Source organism: Taishania pollutisoli (assembly GCF_014518315.1).
Lineage (GTDB): Bacteria > Bacteroidota > Bacteroidia > Flavobacteriales_D > Crocinitomicaceae > Taishania > Taishania pollutisoli.
Window position 1 is genome coordinate 328,654 of the sequence record NZ_JACVEL010000004.1, and the last position, 18,538, is coordinate 347,191.

Below are 18,538 nucleotides of genomic sequence, written 5' to 3' on the forward strand. Positions count from 1 at the left end.
TGAACATGAGTAAAGAATTGAAATATACCGAAGCGTTTGATGAGTTGCAACAAATCGTTTCGGATCTGGAAGACGGGGAAATTTCGGTAGACGAGTTGTCCCTGAAAATCAAGCGCGCTTCCGAGTTGATCAAAGTTTGTAAGCAAAAATTAGTAGCTACGGAAGAGGATGTTAACCAGATTTTAAAAGAATTGGAAGGGTAATCATTTCCGGTTTTCGCCGTTGATTGTTTTTACGAATGTTGGTTATACTTGAATGCATTGCTATGAATAAATGTACATTACTTTTTATCCTGTTACTTCAACTACCTGTTTTTTCTCAGAAAGATGTGCTGCCGTTTCTGAAGAAAAATAACGGAGAGTTTTATGCTGAATTGCAGAAAAGCGCATTACTGGATGCCGGATTTTCTGCTAACCGGTATATCTTCCTGGGGGAAATACATGGATTTGCAGAACCGCAGCAGGTCGATTTGGCGCTTTTCAAGCGGTTGAATTCCAGGGATTCATTTAATTATTACATTGCTGAGATAGATGATGCAAAAGCATGGTTGCTGAATGAGTACCTGGCAACAGGGAATGAACTCCTGCTGGAAGATGTTTTTTACAGTTGGAAACAGGATACCGCGCAATGGTCCAACAAACAGTATTTTGAAAAATTCAGAGAGTTACATGCCTACCAGCAATCGCTTCCTGCACAGAAGAAATTTACAGTTGTCGGGGTCGACCAACCTCAGGATTTGATCATCACACTTCGCTACTTTAAACTGCTGTTCACAAAAACAAGCTTGTTTGTCGACGAAGTACGTCAGTTGGAAAAAGCACTGGAAGAGCAATCGCTTCCGTTGATTGAGCAGACGGCAAAGATCTTGTTGGACAGAATTTCTTCTGAAAAAGATGCTTCACAACAGGTATATGGAATCAATTATGTTAAAATTGCGCTTTTGTTGAATAATTTACAGGGAATCAACCAGTCGCGGGATTTTTCCATGTACCAAAACCTGAAAAATTATGTAGCTGCATATGAGCTTGAAACGAAAAAGATGTACGGATTTTTGGGAATGTTTCATTGCCTGCAGACCTCTTACAATAATGTGACACCATTTGCACAGTTGGTGAGGATGAACATGAGTGAGCAGACGTGTACAATTTTGGGATACTATACCGATGGTTTTATTATGATGCCGTATATCGGGCAAATGAAACAGATGTTGCCTGCTGCTGTTGTAGACCAGATGAAAGGATCACACCCTGATTTTGCTCACACAGACCGGTATGTTGCGTTGCCGTATTCGAATAGTCAATCCAACCCGTTTATGGAAAAAGTTGCTGAAATTGAGAAGTTGGAACAACTGGCAAATCCTTCATCAGTACATTTATTTCGTTTGACAGGAAAAGACAGCCCGTTCAATAAGCAATCGACATACGCACAGGTAAATGGTGCCATGGGGCTTCAGTTGACAAATAAAAATGATGCGACAACTAAAGCGTTTCAGTACATTCTATTGATTCGGAATGTAAACCCGGCATCGCCAAGGTAGTTTTTAATCCACAATTTTCAGGATCACATTTCCTGTTTTTTGCCCCGTTTCTACATATTTGTAAGCTTCAACAATCTCTTCCAATCGATACGTGCGGTCGATAACAGGTTTGAAATCCCCATTTTCCACCCGGTGTTTCAGAAAATCGATCATTTCTTTGTTCATTGTCGGGATAGGGAAAATTACTTTCTTTCCACCGAATAAAGGAGTGAAAAGCGCCAGGTAGATGTTTTCGGCATTCTTGCCCAACTCGGTTGAAACATACTTTCCTTTTTTAGTCATCAGAGGTTTGCATGCACCGAATGAGCTTTTACCAACAGCATCGAAAACCAGTTCAAACCGTTGGGATGTTTTTGTGAAATCTTCTGTTTGGTAATCAATCACAACATCGGCACCCAGTGATCGTACCAGTTCAACACTTTTTGTATTGCAGACTGCCGTTACATGTACGCCGAAGTATTTTAGCAGTTGAACGGCGGCGGAACCAATGGCCCCGGTTGCACCATATACCAATGCATGCTGTCCTTTTTGAATACCGGAACTTCGAATGTCGCAAAGTGCATAATGCGCTCCTTCCGTAAAAGCAGCCGCTGTTTCAAAATCATAATTTTCTGGAATCAAAGCAATGGCCCCATCTGCTGCAGTCGTCAGGTATTCGGCATGCCCTCCGCATGTTTTATCGTTAAAACCAAATACCCGGTCCCCTTTTTTGAAAGTGGTGACATCGCTTCCTGTGGATTCGATGACACCTGCAAATTCACATCCCAACGTCTGGTATTTCGGACGAAAAAGACCGCTCCAGAAGCGGGAAATAAAATATTCTGCACTGCGGAATCCCGAATCGGTCCGGTTCACAGTTGACGCATAAACCTTGATGAGTACCTCGTTGGAAGCAGGAACAGGTTGGGGAATTTCTACTAATTGTGCGACTTCCGGTGGTCCGTATTTTTTGTAAATAACTGCTTTCATGGGTTGATTTTGGAGACGAAATTACAAAGAAAATCAGAGATGGAAATGTGTTGTTTGACATTCCATAAAAGATATAAATTCCGAAAAAGTTTTATTTTTAAAATAAAAACTGCATGATTAATCGTTTTCTGTCAAAAAATTGAGCAAAAGCTATTCAAAAAGAAAGCTATTCTGCTAATGGGAGCAAGGCAAATGGAAAAAACGTCGTTGTTAAAAAAGATGTTTTCCCATAGGACGGACGTTTTATGGCTGAGCGGAGACAAGCAAGATATAAGACAACTTCTTGATGGATTGTAATTCAATACAAATGCTCAACAAACATCAACTACCTTAAGCCAAATTTTATTCCTTTTAAGCCTTTTTTAAGGTTGTTCCCCTCACTTTTGTCTGCATAATTGAAAGTTATCAGATGAAACAACTATTGGTTTTACCATTTATCGTGTTTGGTTCTTACCTCCATGCCCAGGATACCCTATCGCTGAGCCGGGAAGAATGCGAAGGCGTTTTTCTTAAAGAAAATTTACTATTAATCGCTGAAAAGTTAAAAATCTCGCAATCCGAGGCATTGGTGCAACAAGCAAAGCTGTGGCCTAACCCGAGTTTTACACTGGATCAGGTTAACTTCTGGGCGACAAATTACCAAACGCAGGGACAGGAGATTGTTCCACCGCTGTGGGGGAATTTCGGAAGAAATCAGCAGTTTGGAATGGAACTGGAACAGTTGATCCTGACCGCTGGAAAACGAAAAAAATTAATGGCACTGGAACGGGTCGGTGTCGATAAAGCAGGCGTTTATTTTGAAGAATTGCTGCGCAGTCTGAAAACAGAATTCCGTAGCCTGATTGCCGAATTACAGTACATTCAGGGAATTGAAGCAGCATATAGAGAACAATTGACCTCTGTTGCAAAACTGACTGTTTCCTTTCAAAGTCAGGTGCAAAAAGGAAATATTTCCAGGGGAGAATATGTGCGTCTCAAAGCACTGGAACTGGAGTTGACAAGTGAACTGAACGACTTGAAAAATGACCGGAATGCGGTTCAGAAAGAATTAAAATCATTGATGCGACTCAATCCGCTTACCATTCTTGTGATCACAGATAAACCGGGAACGGTTGCAGGAAATTTGTCTCAACTCAGAGCTGCCGACCTGATTGAACAAGCAAAATCGAACAGGCAGGAACTCAAATTAGCCGAACTGGAAAAAGAGTATTACAGCAAGTTGTATGCCTACGAACGGGCACAGCGTGTTCCGGATTTATCGCTCAAGGCAACGTACGACAGAAACGGAAACACCATGCTTGACTTTATCGGATTCGGATTTTCCATTGACCTGCCGTTTTTTAACCGCAACCAGGGGAACATAAAATACGCTGAAACAGGATTGGAAATCGCAAAAATCGAAAATGAGTTCCGGCAATTGCAGGTAGAAAATGAGGTCGTTGCAGCCTACCAAAACCTGTTGATTGCCTCTGATTTTATGAACAATATTGAACCGGGATATGAACAAACACTGGATGACCTGCTGAAACATTACGCTTCAAATTTTCAAAGCAGAAACATCAGTATGATCGAATTTATCGATTTTCTGGACGCGTACCTTGACAATAAAAAGATCATCCTGGACGCAGAGAAAAATGTCAGTCAAAAGCTGGAAGAATTGAATTACGCTGTAGGAACAGAAGTGTTGCAGTAAAAAAGGTAGAAAAGAAAATAAAAACAGATTGAATAGAAAGACAATGAATAAGTACATAGTATATAGCATATTATCACTCGGAGCACTGGCTTCTTGTGGAAGTGAATCCCCGGAAAACGGAAGAGGTACGGAAGAAAAGTTTTGCCTGGATGAAACATTTCGCAAAAAAATAGCATTTACAGCAGCTTCTGAAGACCTGGTATCAGAAACCATCCACCTGACAGGAAGTGTGGAGGCCAATCCGGATAAAGTTGTAAGCTTTGTCAGTCTGGTAAGCGGGGTAGTTGTCAATACGCATTTTTCACTGGGAGACAATGTCAGGAAAGGACAGGTGCTTGTAGAGTTGAGAAGTGCTGAATTAAGCGCGCTGCAGGCGGAATGGAGTAGCCTGAAATCACAGATCAGAGTTGCTGAACGAAACCTGCAGTCTGTTAAATCCATGTTTGAAGAAGGAATCGCTTCTGAAAAAGACTTTTTTGCTGCACAAAGTGAATTAAGTGTGTTGAAGGCAAATGAACTAAAAATCAGCAGTGATTTATCCCTCTATCAGGCAAGTCCTGAAAAAGGAGTATTCCAGATCAAAGCAGCAGCGTCGGGGATTATCACTGCGAAAGATGTGACACCGGGAATGTCTGTTACTTCAGATGGTGCGACTCTGTTTACCATTTCAGACCTGAATGATGTCTGGATCATGGCCAATGTATATGCAGGGAATGTACAAAACATTCAACCGGGAATGAAAGTGACCATGACAACACTTTCATATGCAGATGAAGTGTTCGAAGGAAAGATATCCGTTATTTCAAGTGTGTTGGATGAAGAAGCAAAAGTACTCAAAGCGCGCATTGTCCTTGACAATAAGGATCTGAAGTTAAAACCCGGAATGCTGGTGGATATTCATGCGCTGAAGGAATCACAGACCAAAGCAGTGAGCATTCCAACAGCGGCACTGATCTTTTCAGACAATCAGAATTATGTATTGGTGTACAAAGATGATTGCAACATCGAGGTCAGAAAAGTAACGATTCTGGCACAGAACACACACAGAACATTTATTTCCGAAGGATTGGAAGACAAGGAATCGGTGATCTCGAAAAATCAATTATTAGTATTCGGAGCAATCAGATAGAAGCCAACAGTTATGCAAAAATTCATTCAATCAATTGTTTCTTTTTCACTAAAGAATTCAATCATCGTTTTTTTCCTTACAGCGCTGCTCATTGTAGCAGGTGTTGTGAGTTATATTCACACACCTATTGAAGCGTTTCCGGATGTAACGAACACGCGTGCACGGATTATTACACAATGGCCGGGAAGAAGTGCCGAAGAGGTGGAGAAATTTGTAACACTTCCCATCATGAAGAAAATGAATACCATTCCGAAAAAAGCACAGGTACGTTCCATTTCGCTATTCGGATTGTCCGTTGTGACGGTCATTTTCGACGATGATGTGGAAGACTTTTATGCCCAGCAATATGCTTCAAATCGCTTGCAGGGAGTGGATCTGCCACATGGTGCTGATGCGGAAATCGAACCGCCTTACGGTGCAACAGGAGAAATTTTCCGGTATGTCATCAAAAGCGATCGTCCGATCAAAGAGTTGACAGCGATCCACGATTGGGTCATCGAACGGGAACTGGTTGCCGTTCCCGGAGTGGCAGATGTTGTGAGTTTCGGAGGAGAGGAAAAAATCTATGAGATAAAAATCAACCCGACGGAATTGGCGAATTATGACCTTTCTCCGTTGGAAGTATTTGAAGCCGTTTCAAAAAGTAACATCAACGTCGGGGGAGATGTAATTGAAAAAGGAAGCCAGGCGTATGTTGTACGCGGTGTCGGTTTGCTCGACAGGGTGGAAGACATTGAAAACATTCTTATTGAAGTCAAGGGAGGGACACCGATCCTGGTGAAACACGTGGCGGAAGTACAAATCGGTGCCAAACCGCGATTGGGACAAGTCGGATTTCAGAACGATACCGACCTGGTACAAGGAATTGTGATGATGTTGCGGGGGGAAAACCCCGGAGATGTGATCCCCCGTTTAAAGGAAAAAATCGCGGAGCTGAACGAAAGTATGCTGCCGAATGATGTAAAAATTGAACCATTCATCGACCGGACGGAATTGGTAGATGCAACAGTTGGAACAGTTACCAAAAACCTGGTAGAGGGAATTTTCTTTGTGTCATTGGTGGTGTTTATTTTCTTGTTCGACTGGCGTTCTACATTGATTGTTGCAACCGTAATTCCGTTGTCATTTTTGTTTGCATTGCTGATGCTGCGCATCCAGGGATTGCCGGCCAATCTGATTTCTCTCGGTGCGATTGATTTTGGATTGCTCCTCGAAGGAACGCTCGTCATCGTGGAAACGGTCTTCGTCGCCATGGAGAAAAAAGCCCATCACCTGGGAATGGAAAAATTCAACCGGATCGGGAAATCCGGGTTGATCAAAAAGAGTGCAGGAAGTGTTGCAACGTACATTGTATTTGCACAGATTATCCTGATTGTTGCATTGATTCCGATTTTCTCTTTTCAGAAAGTGGAAGGGAAAATGTTCTCCCCACTGGCATTTACATTGGGATATGCATTGATCGGTTCCCTGATTCTCAGTATTACGTATGTTCCGGCAATGTGTAAGCTCATTCTGAAGAAGAACATTAAAGAGAAAGAAAACATCATTTCCCGCTTCTTTAAAAATACATTGTTTAAGCTGTTTTTGCTGAGCAATCGCTTTAAAAAGGCAACCATTGCAGCCTTTGTCGGCTTGATCGTGATTTGTACAACGAGTTTCCTGTTCTACGGATCGGAATTTATCCCGAAACTCAATGAAGGAGCATTGTATGTACGGGCAACATTGCCAAACAGCATCAATATTCAGGAATCTACCCGCCTGGCGGAAGAGATGAAATCCAAAATCCGCGATTTCAAAGAAGTGAAATTTGTACTGAACCAGGTCGGGCGACCGAATGACGGAACCGATCCGACAGGATTCTTCAACGTGGAGTTTCACATTCAGTTGTACCCGGAGAAAGAATGGAAACGACATGTGAATAAGGAACAACTGATCGAAGAAATGCGGGGAAAACTGCAAACGTACCCGGGGGTTGTATTCGGATTCAGCCAACCGATCCAGGACAATGTGGAGGAATATGTTGCAGGAGTAAAAAGTTCACTGGTTGTTAAAATTTTCGGAGAAAATCTCTTCGAACTGGAAGAATATGCCGACCAGGTGGCAGCCAGTTTGAAAGGTGTAGAGGGAATTGAAGACCTGAATGTGTACCGGAATATCGGATTGCCGGAATTAAGAATCCAACTGCACGATCACAAAATGGCACGCTATGCAATTGATGTGGCGGATGCACAGGCGGTAATCGAGATGGCCATCGGAGGTAGTGCGGCGACAAAATTCTATGAGGATGACCGGATGTTTGATGTTCGTCTGCGTTTCCAGAAAGAATACCGGGACGACGAAGAAAAAATCGGTGATATTTTGATCCCCGCTGAAGACGGGAAGAAAATTCCACTGAAAGAAATTTCTACAATCAGTTACATTACCGGTCCGACGTTCATTTACCGCGAGGGAAGTAGTCGTTACATTGCTGTCGGATTCAGTATCGAAGGTCGTGACCTGGGGAGTGTAATTGCCGAAGCAAAAGAAAAAGTCGCGCGGGAAGTACACATTCCGGAAAAGAACAAAGTGGTCTGGGCGGGAGAATTTGAAAGCAAGGAACGCGCGACAAAACAGTTGGCGGTCATTGTCCCGGCAGTGTTGGTATTGATCTTATTCCTGTTGTATTTCAATTTCGGAACAATCAAAGACACCCTGATTGCTGCAAGTACGATTCCGTTTGCATTCATCGGAGGATTTATCTCCCTCTGGGTAACGGGAACTGTTTTTGGAATCTCAGCAGGAATCGGATTCATTATTCTCTTCGGCGTAAATACCATCAACAGCATCATATTAATCGCAGTAATGAAAGAAAATTTGCGGAAAATGAGTTTGAAAGAAGCGATTTCCAACGGAGTACACAGCCGGATCCGACCGATTGTCATGATTGCGCTCATGGGATCATTGGGATTATTACCTGCTGCATTGTCCACGGGAATGGGGTCTGAAATTCAGAAACCGCTGGCCATTATGATCGTGGGAGGATTATTGATCTGTATGGTATTGGCACTAACGGTACTTCCTCAGGTATTTCACTGGGCGTATCGAAAAAAATAAGGGAAAAGAAAACGTAGCGGCATGTTGAAACTCCGATATGCCGCTACATTTTCCACACAATTTCAAAAATATTTATATTGTTGTTTCCCCGGTAATGGATATCTCCTTTGTGCAGGTCGACAATTTTGCGGGTTAAAACCAATCCCAATCCGAAACCAGCTTTATTGTTGCTGTTTTTCCCCCTGAAAAACCGGGTAAATAAGTACTGTTCATCTTCCGGATCAATGGTCTTTCCGGAATTGGAAATGCTGATCTTCAACCGGTCGGTGTAAGAACAATCGATTTTTATTTCTGCACGCTCATTGTCTGAATAAGCAATGCAATTCAGCAACAGGTTTTGAAATGCGTGACGAAGCAGGTCTTCATTGGCGTCGATCTGTAGCTTTGTTTCATCGAAGTAAACCGGGAAAAAATTAATTTCAAAGTGGAAATCAGGATACAATACATTGATATGTTCCACCACATCGAACAGTAATTCATCTACGCGCAGTGCCTGTTTACTGACTTCCTGACCCGATTCTATTTTTGCAATTTCCAATAGTGCGTTGATAATCCCTCCCAATGATTTTGAACGGATGATCTGATCATGAACGCCTTCTTTTATCGTGTCTATATCATCGGAACTGTGAATTTTTTCCAGTTCGGAAACGAGAATTGCCAACGGTGTTTTCAATTCATGAGATACATGGTTAATAGTGTGTTTCTGATAAGTAAAGGCGTCATTGGTACGCTTCAGCAATGCATTGAAACGATCCACGAGATTTTGCAATTCATACGTTGTTGTGGTAAGTGCAATTGTTTCATTGACTTCCTTGTTCGGATCGTAGTGATTCAATTGCTCCGACAGATTGGCAATCGGCTTGGCGATGAGGTTGGACAGGTAAAGCGATAGTAAAACGACAATAATAGTGGTCGCAACCAGGATGCCGATCAGGACTTTTCCTAAGAAGTTTTTCTTGGAATAACCAAATGCATCATAGGCTTTACTGACCGCGTAATAACTTTCTTTTTTTGTTTCAATATATACCCCGATGAGGTCGTAGTCCCCGTCTTTTGTTTCAATCCAGCGTTTGGAAGGGGACAATTGATTGAGGATTTCATTGGCGCGTGCAATGGACAAATTATCCAGGCTGGAAAAAATCAGTTTTTTATTCCGGTCAAAGATCAGCATCTTTTCATCGTAAAAATCGTGAATCGTCTGTCGGTCGATGGCTTCGGAGATTTCCAGGCTCATCTGTTTAAATTCCTTGATCAGGTCAATTGTCTGCCTGATTTTTTCATTTTGCAGTTGTTGAAATTCTTCTTCCCGGTGCTCGGAGAATAAAATATAAATGATGGTCAGCGTGATTGCTGTCAGCACAATAATAGCACTGGAAAAGTAGAACAATATTTTATTTCTGATCTTCATGCGGATCAATGTAGTAGCCGAATCCTACTTTCGTTTTAATGGAATTTTCCCCGAACGGTTTATCAATTTTATTTCTCAGGAAGTTAATGTATACTTCAATGGTATTTGTATTGGCATCGACAGATGCGCCCCATATTTCCCGGATCAAATCGCTTTTAGAAACGACATCACCCCGGTTTTTGCAGAGTTTCACAAGAATTTGAAATTCCCGTGGTGTGAGCGTGATTTCCGTTCCTCTCCGTTCCACTTTCTTTTGAGCCAGGTTGATGCTGATGTCATTCAATATCAAATGGTCATTTCCGCCCGATGATTTGTGTTCACTCCGCTTGATCAGCGAGTTAATGCGCAGAATCAACTCCCGCATGTAAAACGGTTTGGTCAGGTAGTCGTCTGCTCCGTTATCAAATCCTTTGACCTTGTCTTCCAGTTCCCCGAAAGCCGTCAACAGAATCACGGGGGTATGATTATTGTAACTGCGGAACTGTTTGCAGAGGTCAAATCCTGTTGTTCCGGGAAGATTCACATCCATAATGATGCAATCATACGCTTCCTTGATCAGTAGTTTATGAGCCAGCGTACCATCGTAGACATTTTCAGTAACAAATCCTTCGGATGTGAGTGCTTCGTTAATGTTGTGTGCTAAAATCGCATCGTCTTCGATGATCAGAACCTTCATGTATCAAAGATAATAAATTTACAGAGAACAGATCCGTCCGGAAAACAGATGTATCAATCCATCAGGTAGATTTTATTTCCCATCAGGTCTACATTCTTGATCAGTGCATGTGTGTTGAGACGTAACATCACAGCCTGCTTATTTTTAGCCAGAATTGCCGATTCATTGTCAAACTTTTCAATTTCCCGGTCAAACCGCGTAATGCAGGTATAGGTTCCTTGTTTGAGCAGCTCCATGTCATCGGCTTTTAGTTTGTTGGCCTGATCAACGGCTATTTTAGGAATGGAACGGGAAAGCGTGTTGTTGGTCCAGCTGATCCATTGGTATTCATCCATCTCATTTTTCTGGTGCTTTGTGATCCCGTTAATGGTCTTTTTGATACCTTCCTGAAGGAGTGTCACATTATCAAAATCACAACTCAGTTTAAAAATGTAGTTGGTAAAATCTTCTTCAATCAGAATGTTTTTTATTCCTTCTTGCTGGGCCAGTTTACTCTTGAAGTCACTGATTTTTTGTTTGATTTCATCTTTGGAAGGAACAGGCCTGCCATCCAGGGAATCCAGTGCCAGAATTGAATTGATTTTTACTTTGCTCGAAGAAAGATTTATTGAATATTTAAAGGATCCCGAACCATCTGAATTCAGGCTAAGATCATCAATGATTTCAATACAACCGGTAAGGATAAATGTGCAAAAAGATAAACTTAAAATCAACCATTTTTTCATGTGACAAATGTATAGCATTTTTTGAATCAAAAATTAAACCACTTTTCCTGCACTTGCTTTTTTAAAATGATGGCACGTCTGTCAAAGTGTTTTTATGCTGCTGACAGACCGCTGTTTATATGCCAGCTGCATCGGGTGTGACTACCCCGGTAATTAATAACTCATAATTAACATCCGATCATTCGTAATTCTTATTTTTTTTCTACTTTTGCAGTCAATTATTTTAAAACACGATAAAAATGTCATATTTGTTTACATCTGAATCCGTTTCTGAAGGGCATCCTGATAAAGTTGCGGATCAAATATCTGACGCATTAATAGACCATTTCATGGCTTTTGATCCGACATCAAAAGTTGCATGTGAAACATTGGTCACAACAGGGCAGGTTGTTTTGGCCGGAGAGGTGAAAACAAAAACATACCTGGATGTTCAGTCAATTGCACGCGAGACAATTAAAAAGATCGGATACACCCGTTCAGAATATATGTTTGATGCCAACTCATGTGGTATTCTTTCCGCTATTCATGAGCAATCTGCTGATATCAATCAGGGAGTAGAACGTGCCAACCCGGAAGATCAGGGGGCAGGCGACCAGGGAATGATGTTCGGGTATGCAACAAAAGAAACAGATAACTACATGCCGTTGGCACTGGATATCGCGCACAAAATTTTGCAGGAATTGTCACACATCCGCAGAAATGAACCAGAATTGATCGGTTATTTGCGCCCGGATGCAAAATCTCAGGTAACAATTGAGTATTCAGATGACAATGTTCCGCAACGCATCGATACAATTGTGGTTTCCACACAACACGATGACTTTGCAGGAGAGCAGGAAATGCTGGCAAAAATCAAAAACGATATCATCACGATCGTAATTCCTCGTGTGAAAGCGAAATTGCGTCCGGAGATTCAACGTTTGTTTACAGATAATATTACTTACCACATCAACCCGACAGGAATTTTCGTAATCGGAGGTCCTCACGGAGATACTGGTTTGACAGGAAGAAAAATCATCGTTGATACATACGGAGGGAAAGGAGCGCACGGAGGTGGTGCATTCTCAGGAAAAGATCCTTCCAAAGTAGACCGTTCAGCAGCATATGCTACACGTCACATTGCGAAAAATGCAGTTGCTGCAGGATTGGCAGATGAGATGCTGGTACAGGTTTCTTACGCGATTGGTGTAGCTGAACCATGTGGATTGTTTGTGGAAACATACGGAACATCTAAAGTAAACATGACAGACGGAGAAATTGCTAAGAAATTAGGAGAAATCTTCGACATGCGTCCTTACTTTATCGAACAACGATTGAAATTGAGAAACCCGATTTATTCTGAAACAGCTGCTTACGGGCACATGGGACGTAAGAATGAAGTGGTGAAGAAAACATTTGTTGGTCCGGACGGAACTGCAATTGAAAAAGAAGTAGAATTGTTTACGTGGGAAAAACTGGACTACGCAGACAAAGTAAAAGCTGCTTTCGGATTGTAATAAAAACCATTCAATACCATGAATCCCGTTTCACACCGAAGCGGGATTTTTTATTGCACCCCACTACGCACTCACTAATAATCAAAACATTGATAATTGAATCATTGATGATTCATGATTCAAAACTCATCATTCAATATTTATCATCCAAAAAACGGCACGATTTTGTAACGTTTTTACACATATTCCCGTTAAGTAGAGAATAAAACTCAGTCATCATATGAAATTCATCGCAGTATGTATTTTTCTTGTCTCGTCCGGAATGCTGTTCGCCCAGAAAGCGTTTACGGGAAAACTGGCGTACCGTGTCGAGATAGCAGACACCTCGTTGCAGAACATGTTTCCCCCGTCCACCATGACAATTTATACCAATGATACAATTCTGCGGGTAGAAACACGAACAGATGCACTGGGTTCCCAGGTATTGATTCAGCACATGGCGAAAAAGAAAGCATACCTGTTGATTGAATCACCCATGGGAAAATACGCCATTCAGATTCCTGAAAAAGAAGAAGAGGGAGAAAAAAAGTACACCTATAAAAAAGCAAAAGGGAAAAAAACAGTACAGGGGTTAGACTCTAAAAAACTGATCGTTGAAAACCCCTCCATAAAAGAACAGCTGGAATTTTATTACCACAAAAAAATTGCTGCCAAATACCTTCCTGGTTTTGAAGATTTCCCGGGATTGCTGACCGATTATTACGTCGTGTCCACAGACGGTGTGTACCATCACCAATTAATAGAGTGTACTCCGCAACAGGTTTCAAGGGACTTATTCGGAATTCCTTCCGACTATCAGAAAATATCCATGTCTGATTTTGTCGATTTAGTGACAGGAGGAGAGGAGGAATAGACGTTTAAATAGTGAATATTCATAACTCAACACTCATAATTTACTATCTTTGTACCCGATGATGACAGTAAATGAGATAATGTTGCCCGTGCAGGAGGAAATCAAAGAATTTGAAGTTCGTTTTCCCGATAGCATGAAGTCCAACGTGAAGCTGTTGAACAGAGTAACGCAGTTTATTGTCAAACGAAAGGGAAAGCAAATGCGTCCGTTGTTTATTTTTCTGACAGCAAAAATGTTGGGAAAAGTAAATGATAACACATATGATGCAGCCTCATTGGTCGAGTTATTGCACACGGCGTCCCTCGTTCACGATGATGTAGTGGATGATGCAAGTGAGCGGAGAGGATTCTTTTCCGCAAATGCATTGTGGCGGAATAAAATCGCAGTTTTAGTTGGTGATTTTATGCTCTCGCGGGTGTTATTATTGTCCATTGAACGTAAGAATGTCGAATTACTGGAGATTGTGGCGCGTGCTGTACGCGAAATGAGCGAAGGAGAATTGTTGCAAATAGAAAAAGCGCGTAGTTTGGATATTACAGAAGAAGTCTACTTTGAAGTAATCCGCAAAAAAACAGCCTCACTGATTTCTACCTGTTGCGAAGTGGGCGCAGTTTCCGTTGAGCGACAAGACATGGCATTACTGATGCGGGAATTCGGAGAATTAGTCGGGTTGGCATTCCAGATCAAAGACGATATTTTTGATTACGGAACACCTGACAACATCGGAAAACCGACAGGAAACGATATCCGGGAGCAAAAAATGACACTGCCGATCATTTATGCATTGAGTACGACAGATAAAGAAACAAAGCGGGAACTGTTGAATATTGTCCGCAACCATAATGACAGCTCCAAACACATTCGCAGAGCCATTGATATTGTGATTCAGGCGGGAGGAATTGACTATGCGCATAAACGAATGATGGAAATAAAGGAAAAGGCATTGCAGCTCCTCACAACCATTCCCGATTCTGCACCAAAACAAGCATTGATCGGATTGGTCGAATATACAACTTTAAGAACAAAATAAATACACATGAAACAAGTCATTTTTTTTCTTTCATTGATCACATTTGTTGCCTGCAAAAGCAATGAGGGTGATGTTGACAACAAGACACCTGAAAAGGTGACGGAAGATTATGAGAAAGTCGAAGGAGGAAATTACCGTGCTTTTTACGGGAGTAATGATCAACTTAAAACCGAAGGAATGTATGATGAGTCCGGGAAAAAACACGGTGTTTGGACACATTACTTTCCGGATGGAAGAAAACAATCGGTACTGGAGTACAAACACGGAGTAAAAGACGGATTTTCCGTTGTATACCATGCCAATGGTTCCATTTATTACAGCGGAGAGTACCGCAACGATAAAATGATCGGGATCTGGGATTTTTATGACACAGAAACAGGTAAAAAAAGCCATACGAAAGATTATGGAACACCTGAATTTAAATAATCAATGAAAACAAAAACCCTTAGGAAAAATAAAGTCAACGTAGTGACGCTTGGCTGTTCCAAAAATATTTTTGATTCGGAAGTGATGATGGCGCAGTTGCGTGCCAATAAATTTGATGTGGAACACGAATCAATGAACGATGATGCAGAAATTGTAATCATCAACACCTGTGGTTTCATTGATGCGGCAAAACAAGAGTCAATCGATACCATTATCCGCTATGCTGAGGCAAAAGCAGATGGAATGGTCGACAAGGTATACGTCACCGGATGTCTTTCCGAGCGATACCGCGATGAACTGGAAGTGGAAATTCCGGAAGTGGATGCCTTTTTCGGTACACGTGAATTACCACGTTTGCTAAAAACATTGAAAGCGGATTACAAACATGAATTGGTGGGAGAACGCTTGCTGACGACCCCCAATCATTATGCGTATTTCAAAATTGCCGAAGGATGTGACCGCCCGTGTTCATTCTGTGCCATCCCGTTGATGCGGGGAAAAAATGTTTCCACCCCGATTGAAGAATTGGTAAAACAAGCAAAAGACCTGGCAGCGAAAGGTGTTAAGGAATTGATGTTGATTGCACAAGATTTAACCTATTACGGGTTGGATTTATATAAGAAACGTGCACTGGCGGAATTGCTGGAGCAATTGGCGCAGGTGGAAGGAATCGAATGGATTCGTTTACATTATGCATTCCCGGCAGGATTTCCGATGGATGTGCTGGACGTCATGAACAAATACGACAACATCTGTAAATACCTCGATATGCCACTGCAACACGGATCGACCAATATTCTGAAAGCGATGCGAAGAGGTACGACACGTGAAAAAACAGAAGAACTGGTGGCACAAATCCGGGAGAAAGTTCCGGGAATCACCATCCGTACTACGTTAATTGCCGGCTATCCGGGAGAAACAGAAGCAGATTTCCAGGAAATGTACGACTTTGTGGAGTCATCACGTTTTGACCGGTTGGGGATCTTCACCTATTCACACGAAGAAAATACACACGCATACAACTTCGAAGATGATGTGCCGGAAGAAGAAAAGCGCCGTCGTGCAGATGCCATTATGGAATTGCAGTCCGGGATCAGTTACGAACTGAACCAGCAGAAAGTCGGGAAGATCTATAAAGTATTGTTCGACAGAGTTGAAGGAGATTATTTCATCGGGCGTACAGAATTTGATTCACCGGAGGTGGACAACGAGGTGTTGGTAAAAAAATCAGAAGACTATGTGCGCATCGGTGATTTTGCACTGGTGGAAATTACCAGCGCAGACCATTACGATTTATACGGCAAGGTGATCGGATAAGAGATTGATTTCGGTTTATAATTTCGGAATTTACAGTTCCTTTTTTGTTCGTTTATGCAGTAAGAACGAAGTGTGCAGGATTGTATTTACAGGTATTTTTTCCCGCATCAAATTTCGTTGATTTTTAGAATCCTCACTGTTAACAATCCTTGCCGAAAGAGGTTTTTGAATCGTTGATAAAATAATGCAAAAAATCGGGTAGTTTTTATAAATAATTGCATATCTTTGCGCCCAAAATAAGAGGAATTTACATTAAAACAGGCAATCAATGTCAGCAATTAAAGGTAAAATAGCACAGGTAATCGGTCCCGTGGTTGACGTAAGCTTCGACAAAGGGGTAGAGCTTCCAAAAATCTATGATGCACTTGAAGTTCGTAAACATGACGGAACAAAAGTTATTCTTGAAGTTCAATCTCACGTTGGTGAAAGCTCAGTAAGAGCCATTTCAATGGACTCCACAGACGGATTTACCAGAGGTATGGAAGTAGTGAATACAGGTGATGCAATCAAAATGCCTACAGGTGAAGCAATCAAAGGTCGTGTATTCAACGTAGTTGGAGATGCAATCGATGGTATCGCAAACGTAAGCAATGCAGGTGGGCTTCCGATTCACCGTGAAGCTCCTAGATTTGAAGACCTTTCTACAGCAACGGAAGTGCTTTTTACAGGGATTAAAGTAATTGACTTAATTGAGCCTTACGCAAAAGGTGGTAAAATCGGTTTGTTCGGTGGTGCCGGTGTAGGGAAGACAGTATTGATCCAGGAATTGATCAACAACATCGCGAAAGGACACGGAGGTTTATCTGTGTTTGCAGGAGTAGGTGAGCGTACACGTGAAGGAAACGACTTGCTGCGCGAGATGTTGGAATCAGGAATTATTAAATATGGTGATGCGTTCATGCATTCGATGGAAGAAGGTGGATGGGACCTTTCAAAAGTTGACTTCAACGAATTGAAAGAATCCAAAGCGACATTCGTATTCGGTCAGATGAATGAGCCTCCCGGAGCACGTGCACGTGTGGCATTGTCCGGATTGACATTGGCAGAATATTACCGTGATGGTGAAGGAGACGGACAAGGACGTGATATCCTGTTCTTCGTTGACAACATCTTCCGATTTACACAAGCTGGTTCTGAGGTGTCTGCGTTATTGGGACGTATGCCTTCAGCAGTAGGATACCAACCGACATTGGCAACAGAAATGGGGGCAATGCAGGAGCGTATTACTTCAACGAAAAACGGTTCCATTACTTCCGTACAGGCGGTTTACGTACCTGCGGATGACTTGACAGACCCGGCTCCGGCAAATACATTTGCTCACTTGGATGCTACAACGGTATTGTCTCGTAAAATTTCTGAGTTGGGGATTTACCCGGCAGTGGATCCATTGGATTCAACTTCCCGTATCCTGACTCCGGAAATCGTTGGTGAAGAGCACTACAACTGTGCACAACGCGTAAAAATCACATTGCAGCGATACAAAGAATTGCAAGACATCATCGCGATTCTTGGTATGGATGAATTGTCTGAAGAAGATAAATTGATTGTACACAGAGCACGTCGCGTACAACGTTACCTTTCTCAGCCGTTCCACGTAGCAGAGCAGTTTACAGGTATCCCTGGAGTGTTGGTTGATATCCAGGATACAATCAAAGCGTTCAACGACATCTTAGACGGTAAATACGATAAATATCCGGAAGCAGCTTTCAACTTGAAAGGAGGAATTCAGGATGTGATCGAAGCCGGAGAAAAAATGTTGGCTGAATCACATTAATATTAAACAATCAAACGCACAGAAATGCAGTTGGAAATCATAACACCGGAAGTAAAAGTTTTTGCAGGAGAAGCAGAAGCAGTACAATTACCGGGATTAGATGGCTTGTTTCAGGTTTTGAACGGACACGCTCCTATCATTTCCGCTTTGAAAGAAGGAACAGTGAAGATAGACTTGGCGACCGCTTTTGAAATCACTGAAAAAACAAGCGATTTGATTGAAAAAGATGCAAAAGATGCAAAGATTATTCGGGTCACTATTAAAGGTGGCGTTGCAGAGTTGACCAACAATAAATTGATCGTACTTGCCGAATAAAATTTAAAATAACTTGAAAGAGAGGGATTCGGGAGACCAATCCCTCTTTTTTGTTAAGGTATGTTAAGCTTTCTCAAGGAAAGTTTTCAGTTACACA

The 18,538-nt window shown here is 41.9% G+C and carries 16 protein-coding genes; 12 read left to right on the top strand and 4 right to left on the bottom strand.

The features are described from left to right. Positions 1 to 5 precede the first annotated feature (5 nt). On the top strand, positions 6 to 203 hold the full coding sequence (xseB, locus tag H9Y05_RS08580; protein WP_163489905.1) for an exodeoxyribonuclease VII small subunit: 198 nt from the start codon (positions 6 to 8) through the stop codon (positions 201 to 203). 62 nt (positions 204 to 265) lie between these two features. After that, complete coding sequence (locus H9Y05_RS08585; protein WP_163489906.1) at positions 266 to 1,537, top strand: erythromycin esterase family protein; 1,272 nt, start codon at positions 266 to 268, stop codon at positions 1,535 to 1,537. 3 nt (positions 1,538 to 1,540) lie between these two features. Here H9Y05_RS08585 and H9Y05_RS08590 read toward each other — a convergent pair whose 3' ends face one another. Then, the gene (locus H9Y05_RS08590) at positions 1,541 to 2,506 is read right to left on the bottom strand and encodes an NAD(P)-dependent alcohol dehydrogenase (RefSeq protein WP_216714042.1); all 966 of its coding nucleotides are present in this window, start codon (positions 2,504 to 2,506) and stop codon (positions 1,541 to 1,543) included. 409 nt (positions 2,507 to 2,915) lie between these two features. Between H9Y05_RS08590 and H9Y05_RS08595 the strand changes: the two genes are divergently transcribed. From H9Y05_RS08595 to H9Y05_RS08605, 3 genes are read left to right on the top strand one after another with little or no spacing between them, the layout of a single operon-like run. Next, positions 2,916 to 4,199 carry a TolC family protein gene (locus H9Y05_RS08595; protein WP_216714043.1) on the top strand — a complete coding sequence of 428 codons (1,284 nt, stop codon included), beginning with the start codon at positions 2,916 to 2,918 and terminating at the stop codon, positions 4,197 to 4,199. 43 nt (positions 4,200 to 4,242) lie between these two features. Then, positions 4,243 to 5,328 carry an efflux RND transporter periplasmic adaptor subunit gene (locus H9Y05_RS08600; protein ID WP_163489909.1) on the top strand — a complete coding sequence of 362 codons (1,086 nt, stop codon included), beginning with the start codon at positions 4,243 to 4,245 and terminating at the stop codon, positions 5,326 to 5,328. Positions 5,329 to 5,340: 12 nt separating this feature from the next. Beyond that, positions 5,341 to 8,421: an efflux RND transporter permease subunit gene (locus tag H9Y05_RS08605; RefSeq protein ID WP_163489910.1), complete on the top strand. Its 3,081-nt coding sequence runs from the start codon at positions 5,341 to 5,343 to the stop codon at positions 8,419 to 8,421. Positions 8,422 to 8,464: 43 nt separating this feature from the next. Here the strand turns inward: H9Y05_RS08605 and H9Y05_RS08610 are convergent, their stop codons facing one another. The 3 genes from H9Y05_RS08610 to H9Y05_RS08620 are packed head-to-tail and all read right to left on the bottom strand — an operon-like array spanning position 8,465 to position 11,230. Further along, positions 8,465 to 9,829: a sensor histidine kinase gene (locus H9Y05_RS08610; protein ID WP_163489911.1), complete on the bottom strand. Its 1,365-nt coding sequence runs from the start codon at positions 9,827 to 9,829 to the stop codon at positions 8,465 to 8,467. Continuing rightward, on the bottom strand, positions 9,813 to 10,505 hold the full coding sequence (locus H9Y05_RS08615; RefSeq protein ID WP_216714044.1) for a response regulator transcription factor: 693 nt from the start codon (positions 10,503 to 10,505) through the stop codon (positions 9,813 to 9,815). The genes H9Y05_RS08610 and H9Y05_RS08615 overlap by 17 nt, the downstream gene beginning before the upstream one ends. A gap of 53 nt (positions 10,506 to 10,558) precedes the next feature. Then, on the bottom strand, positions 10,559 to 11,230 hold the full coding sequence (locus H9Y05_RS08620; RefSeq protein WP_163489913.1) for a hypothetical protein: 672 nt from the start codon (positions 11,228 to 11,230) through the stop codon (positions 10,559 to 10,561). A gap of 239 nt (positions 11,231 to 11,469) precedes the next feature. On the opposite strand from H9Y05_RS08620, the gene metK reads away from it, so the two are divergent. The 7 genes from metK to H9Y05_RS08655 all read left to right on the top strand — a co-directional run bounded on the left by metK (position 11,470) and on the right by H9Y05_RS08655 (position 18,441). Then, the gene (gene metK / locus H9Y05_RS08625; protein WP_216714045.1) at positions 11,470 to 12,726 is read left to right on the top strand and encodes a methionine adenosyltransferase; all 1,257 of its coding nucleotides are present in this window, start codon (positions 11,470 to 11,472) and stop codon (positions 12,724 to 12,726) included. A gap of 220 nt (positions 12,727 to 12,946) precedes the next feature. After that, the gene (locus H9Y05_RS08630) at positions 12,947 to 13,579 is read left to right on the top strand and encodes a hypothetical protein (protein ID WP_163489915.1); all 633 of its coding nucleotides are present in this window, start codon (positions 12,947 to 12,949) and stop codon (positions 13,577 to 13,579) included. Positions 13,580 to 13,637: 58 nt separating this feature from the next. Next, a complete protein-coding gene (locus H9Y05_RS08635; protein ID WP_163489916.1) occupies positions 13,638 to 14,609 on the top strand; it encodes a polyprenyl synthetase family protein in 972 nt (323 codons plus the stop codon). A 6-nt stretch (positions 14,610 to 14,615) separates the two neighbouring features. Further along, the gene (locus tag H9Y05_RS08640; RefSeq protein WP_216714046.1) at positions 14,616 to 15,035 is read left to right on the top strand and encodes a toxin-antitoxin system YwqK family antitoxin; all 420 of its coding nucleotides are present in this window, start codon (positions 14,616 to 14,618) and stop codon (positions 15,033 to 15,035) included. Between the two features lie 3 nt (positions 15,036 to 15,038). Further along, positions 15,039 to 16,352, top strand: coding sequence for a 30S ribosomal protein S12 methylthiotransferase RimO (rimO, locus tag H9Y05_RS08645; RefSeq protein WP_163489918.1), 1,314 nt, complete (start codon positions 15,039 to 15,041; stop codon positions 16,350 to 16,352). 268 nt (positions 16,353 to 16,620) lie between these two features. Further along, positions 16,621 to 18,126 (top strand): F0F1 ATP synthase subunit beta, encoded by a 1,506-nt coding sequence (gene atpD / locus H9Y05_RS08650; RefSeq protein ID WP_163489919.1) that lies wholly within the window; start codon positions 16,621 to 16,623, stop codon positions 18,124 to 18,126. 24 nt (positions 18,127 to 18,150) lie between these two features. After that, positions 18,151 to 18,441, top strand: a complete 291-nt coding sequence (locus H9Y05_RS08655) for a F0F1 ATP synthase subunit epsilon (RefSeq protein WP_216714047.1) — start codon at positions 18,151 to 18,153, stop codon at positions 18,439 to 18,441. The last annotated feature ends 97 nt before the right edge of the window (positions 18,442 to 18,538 follow it).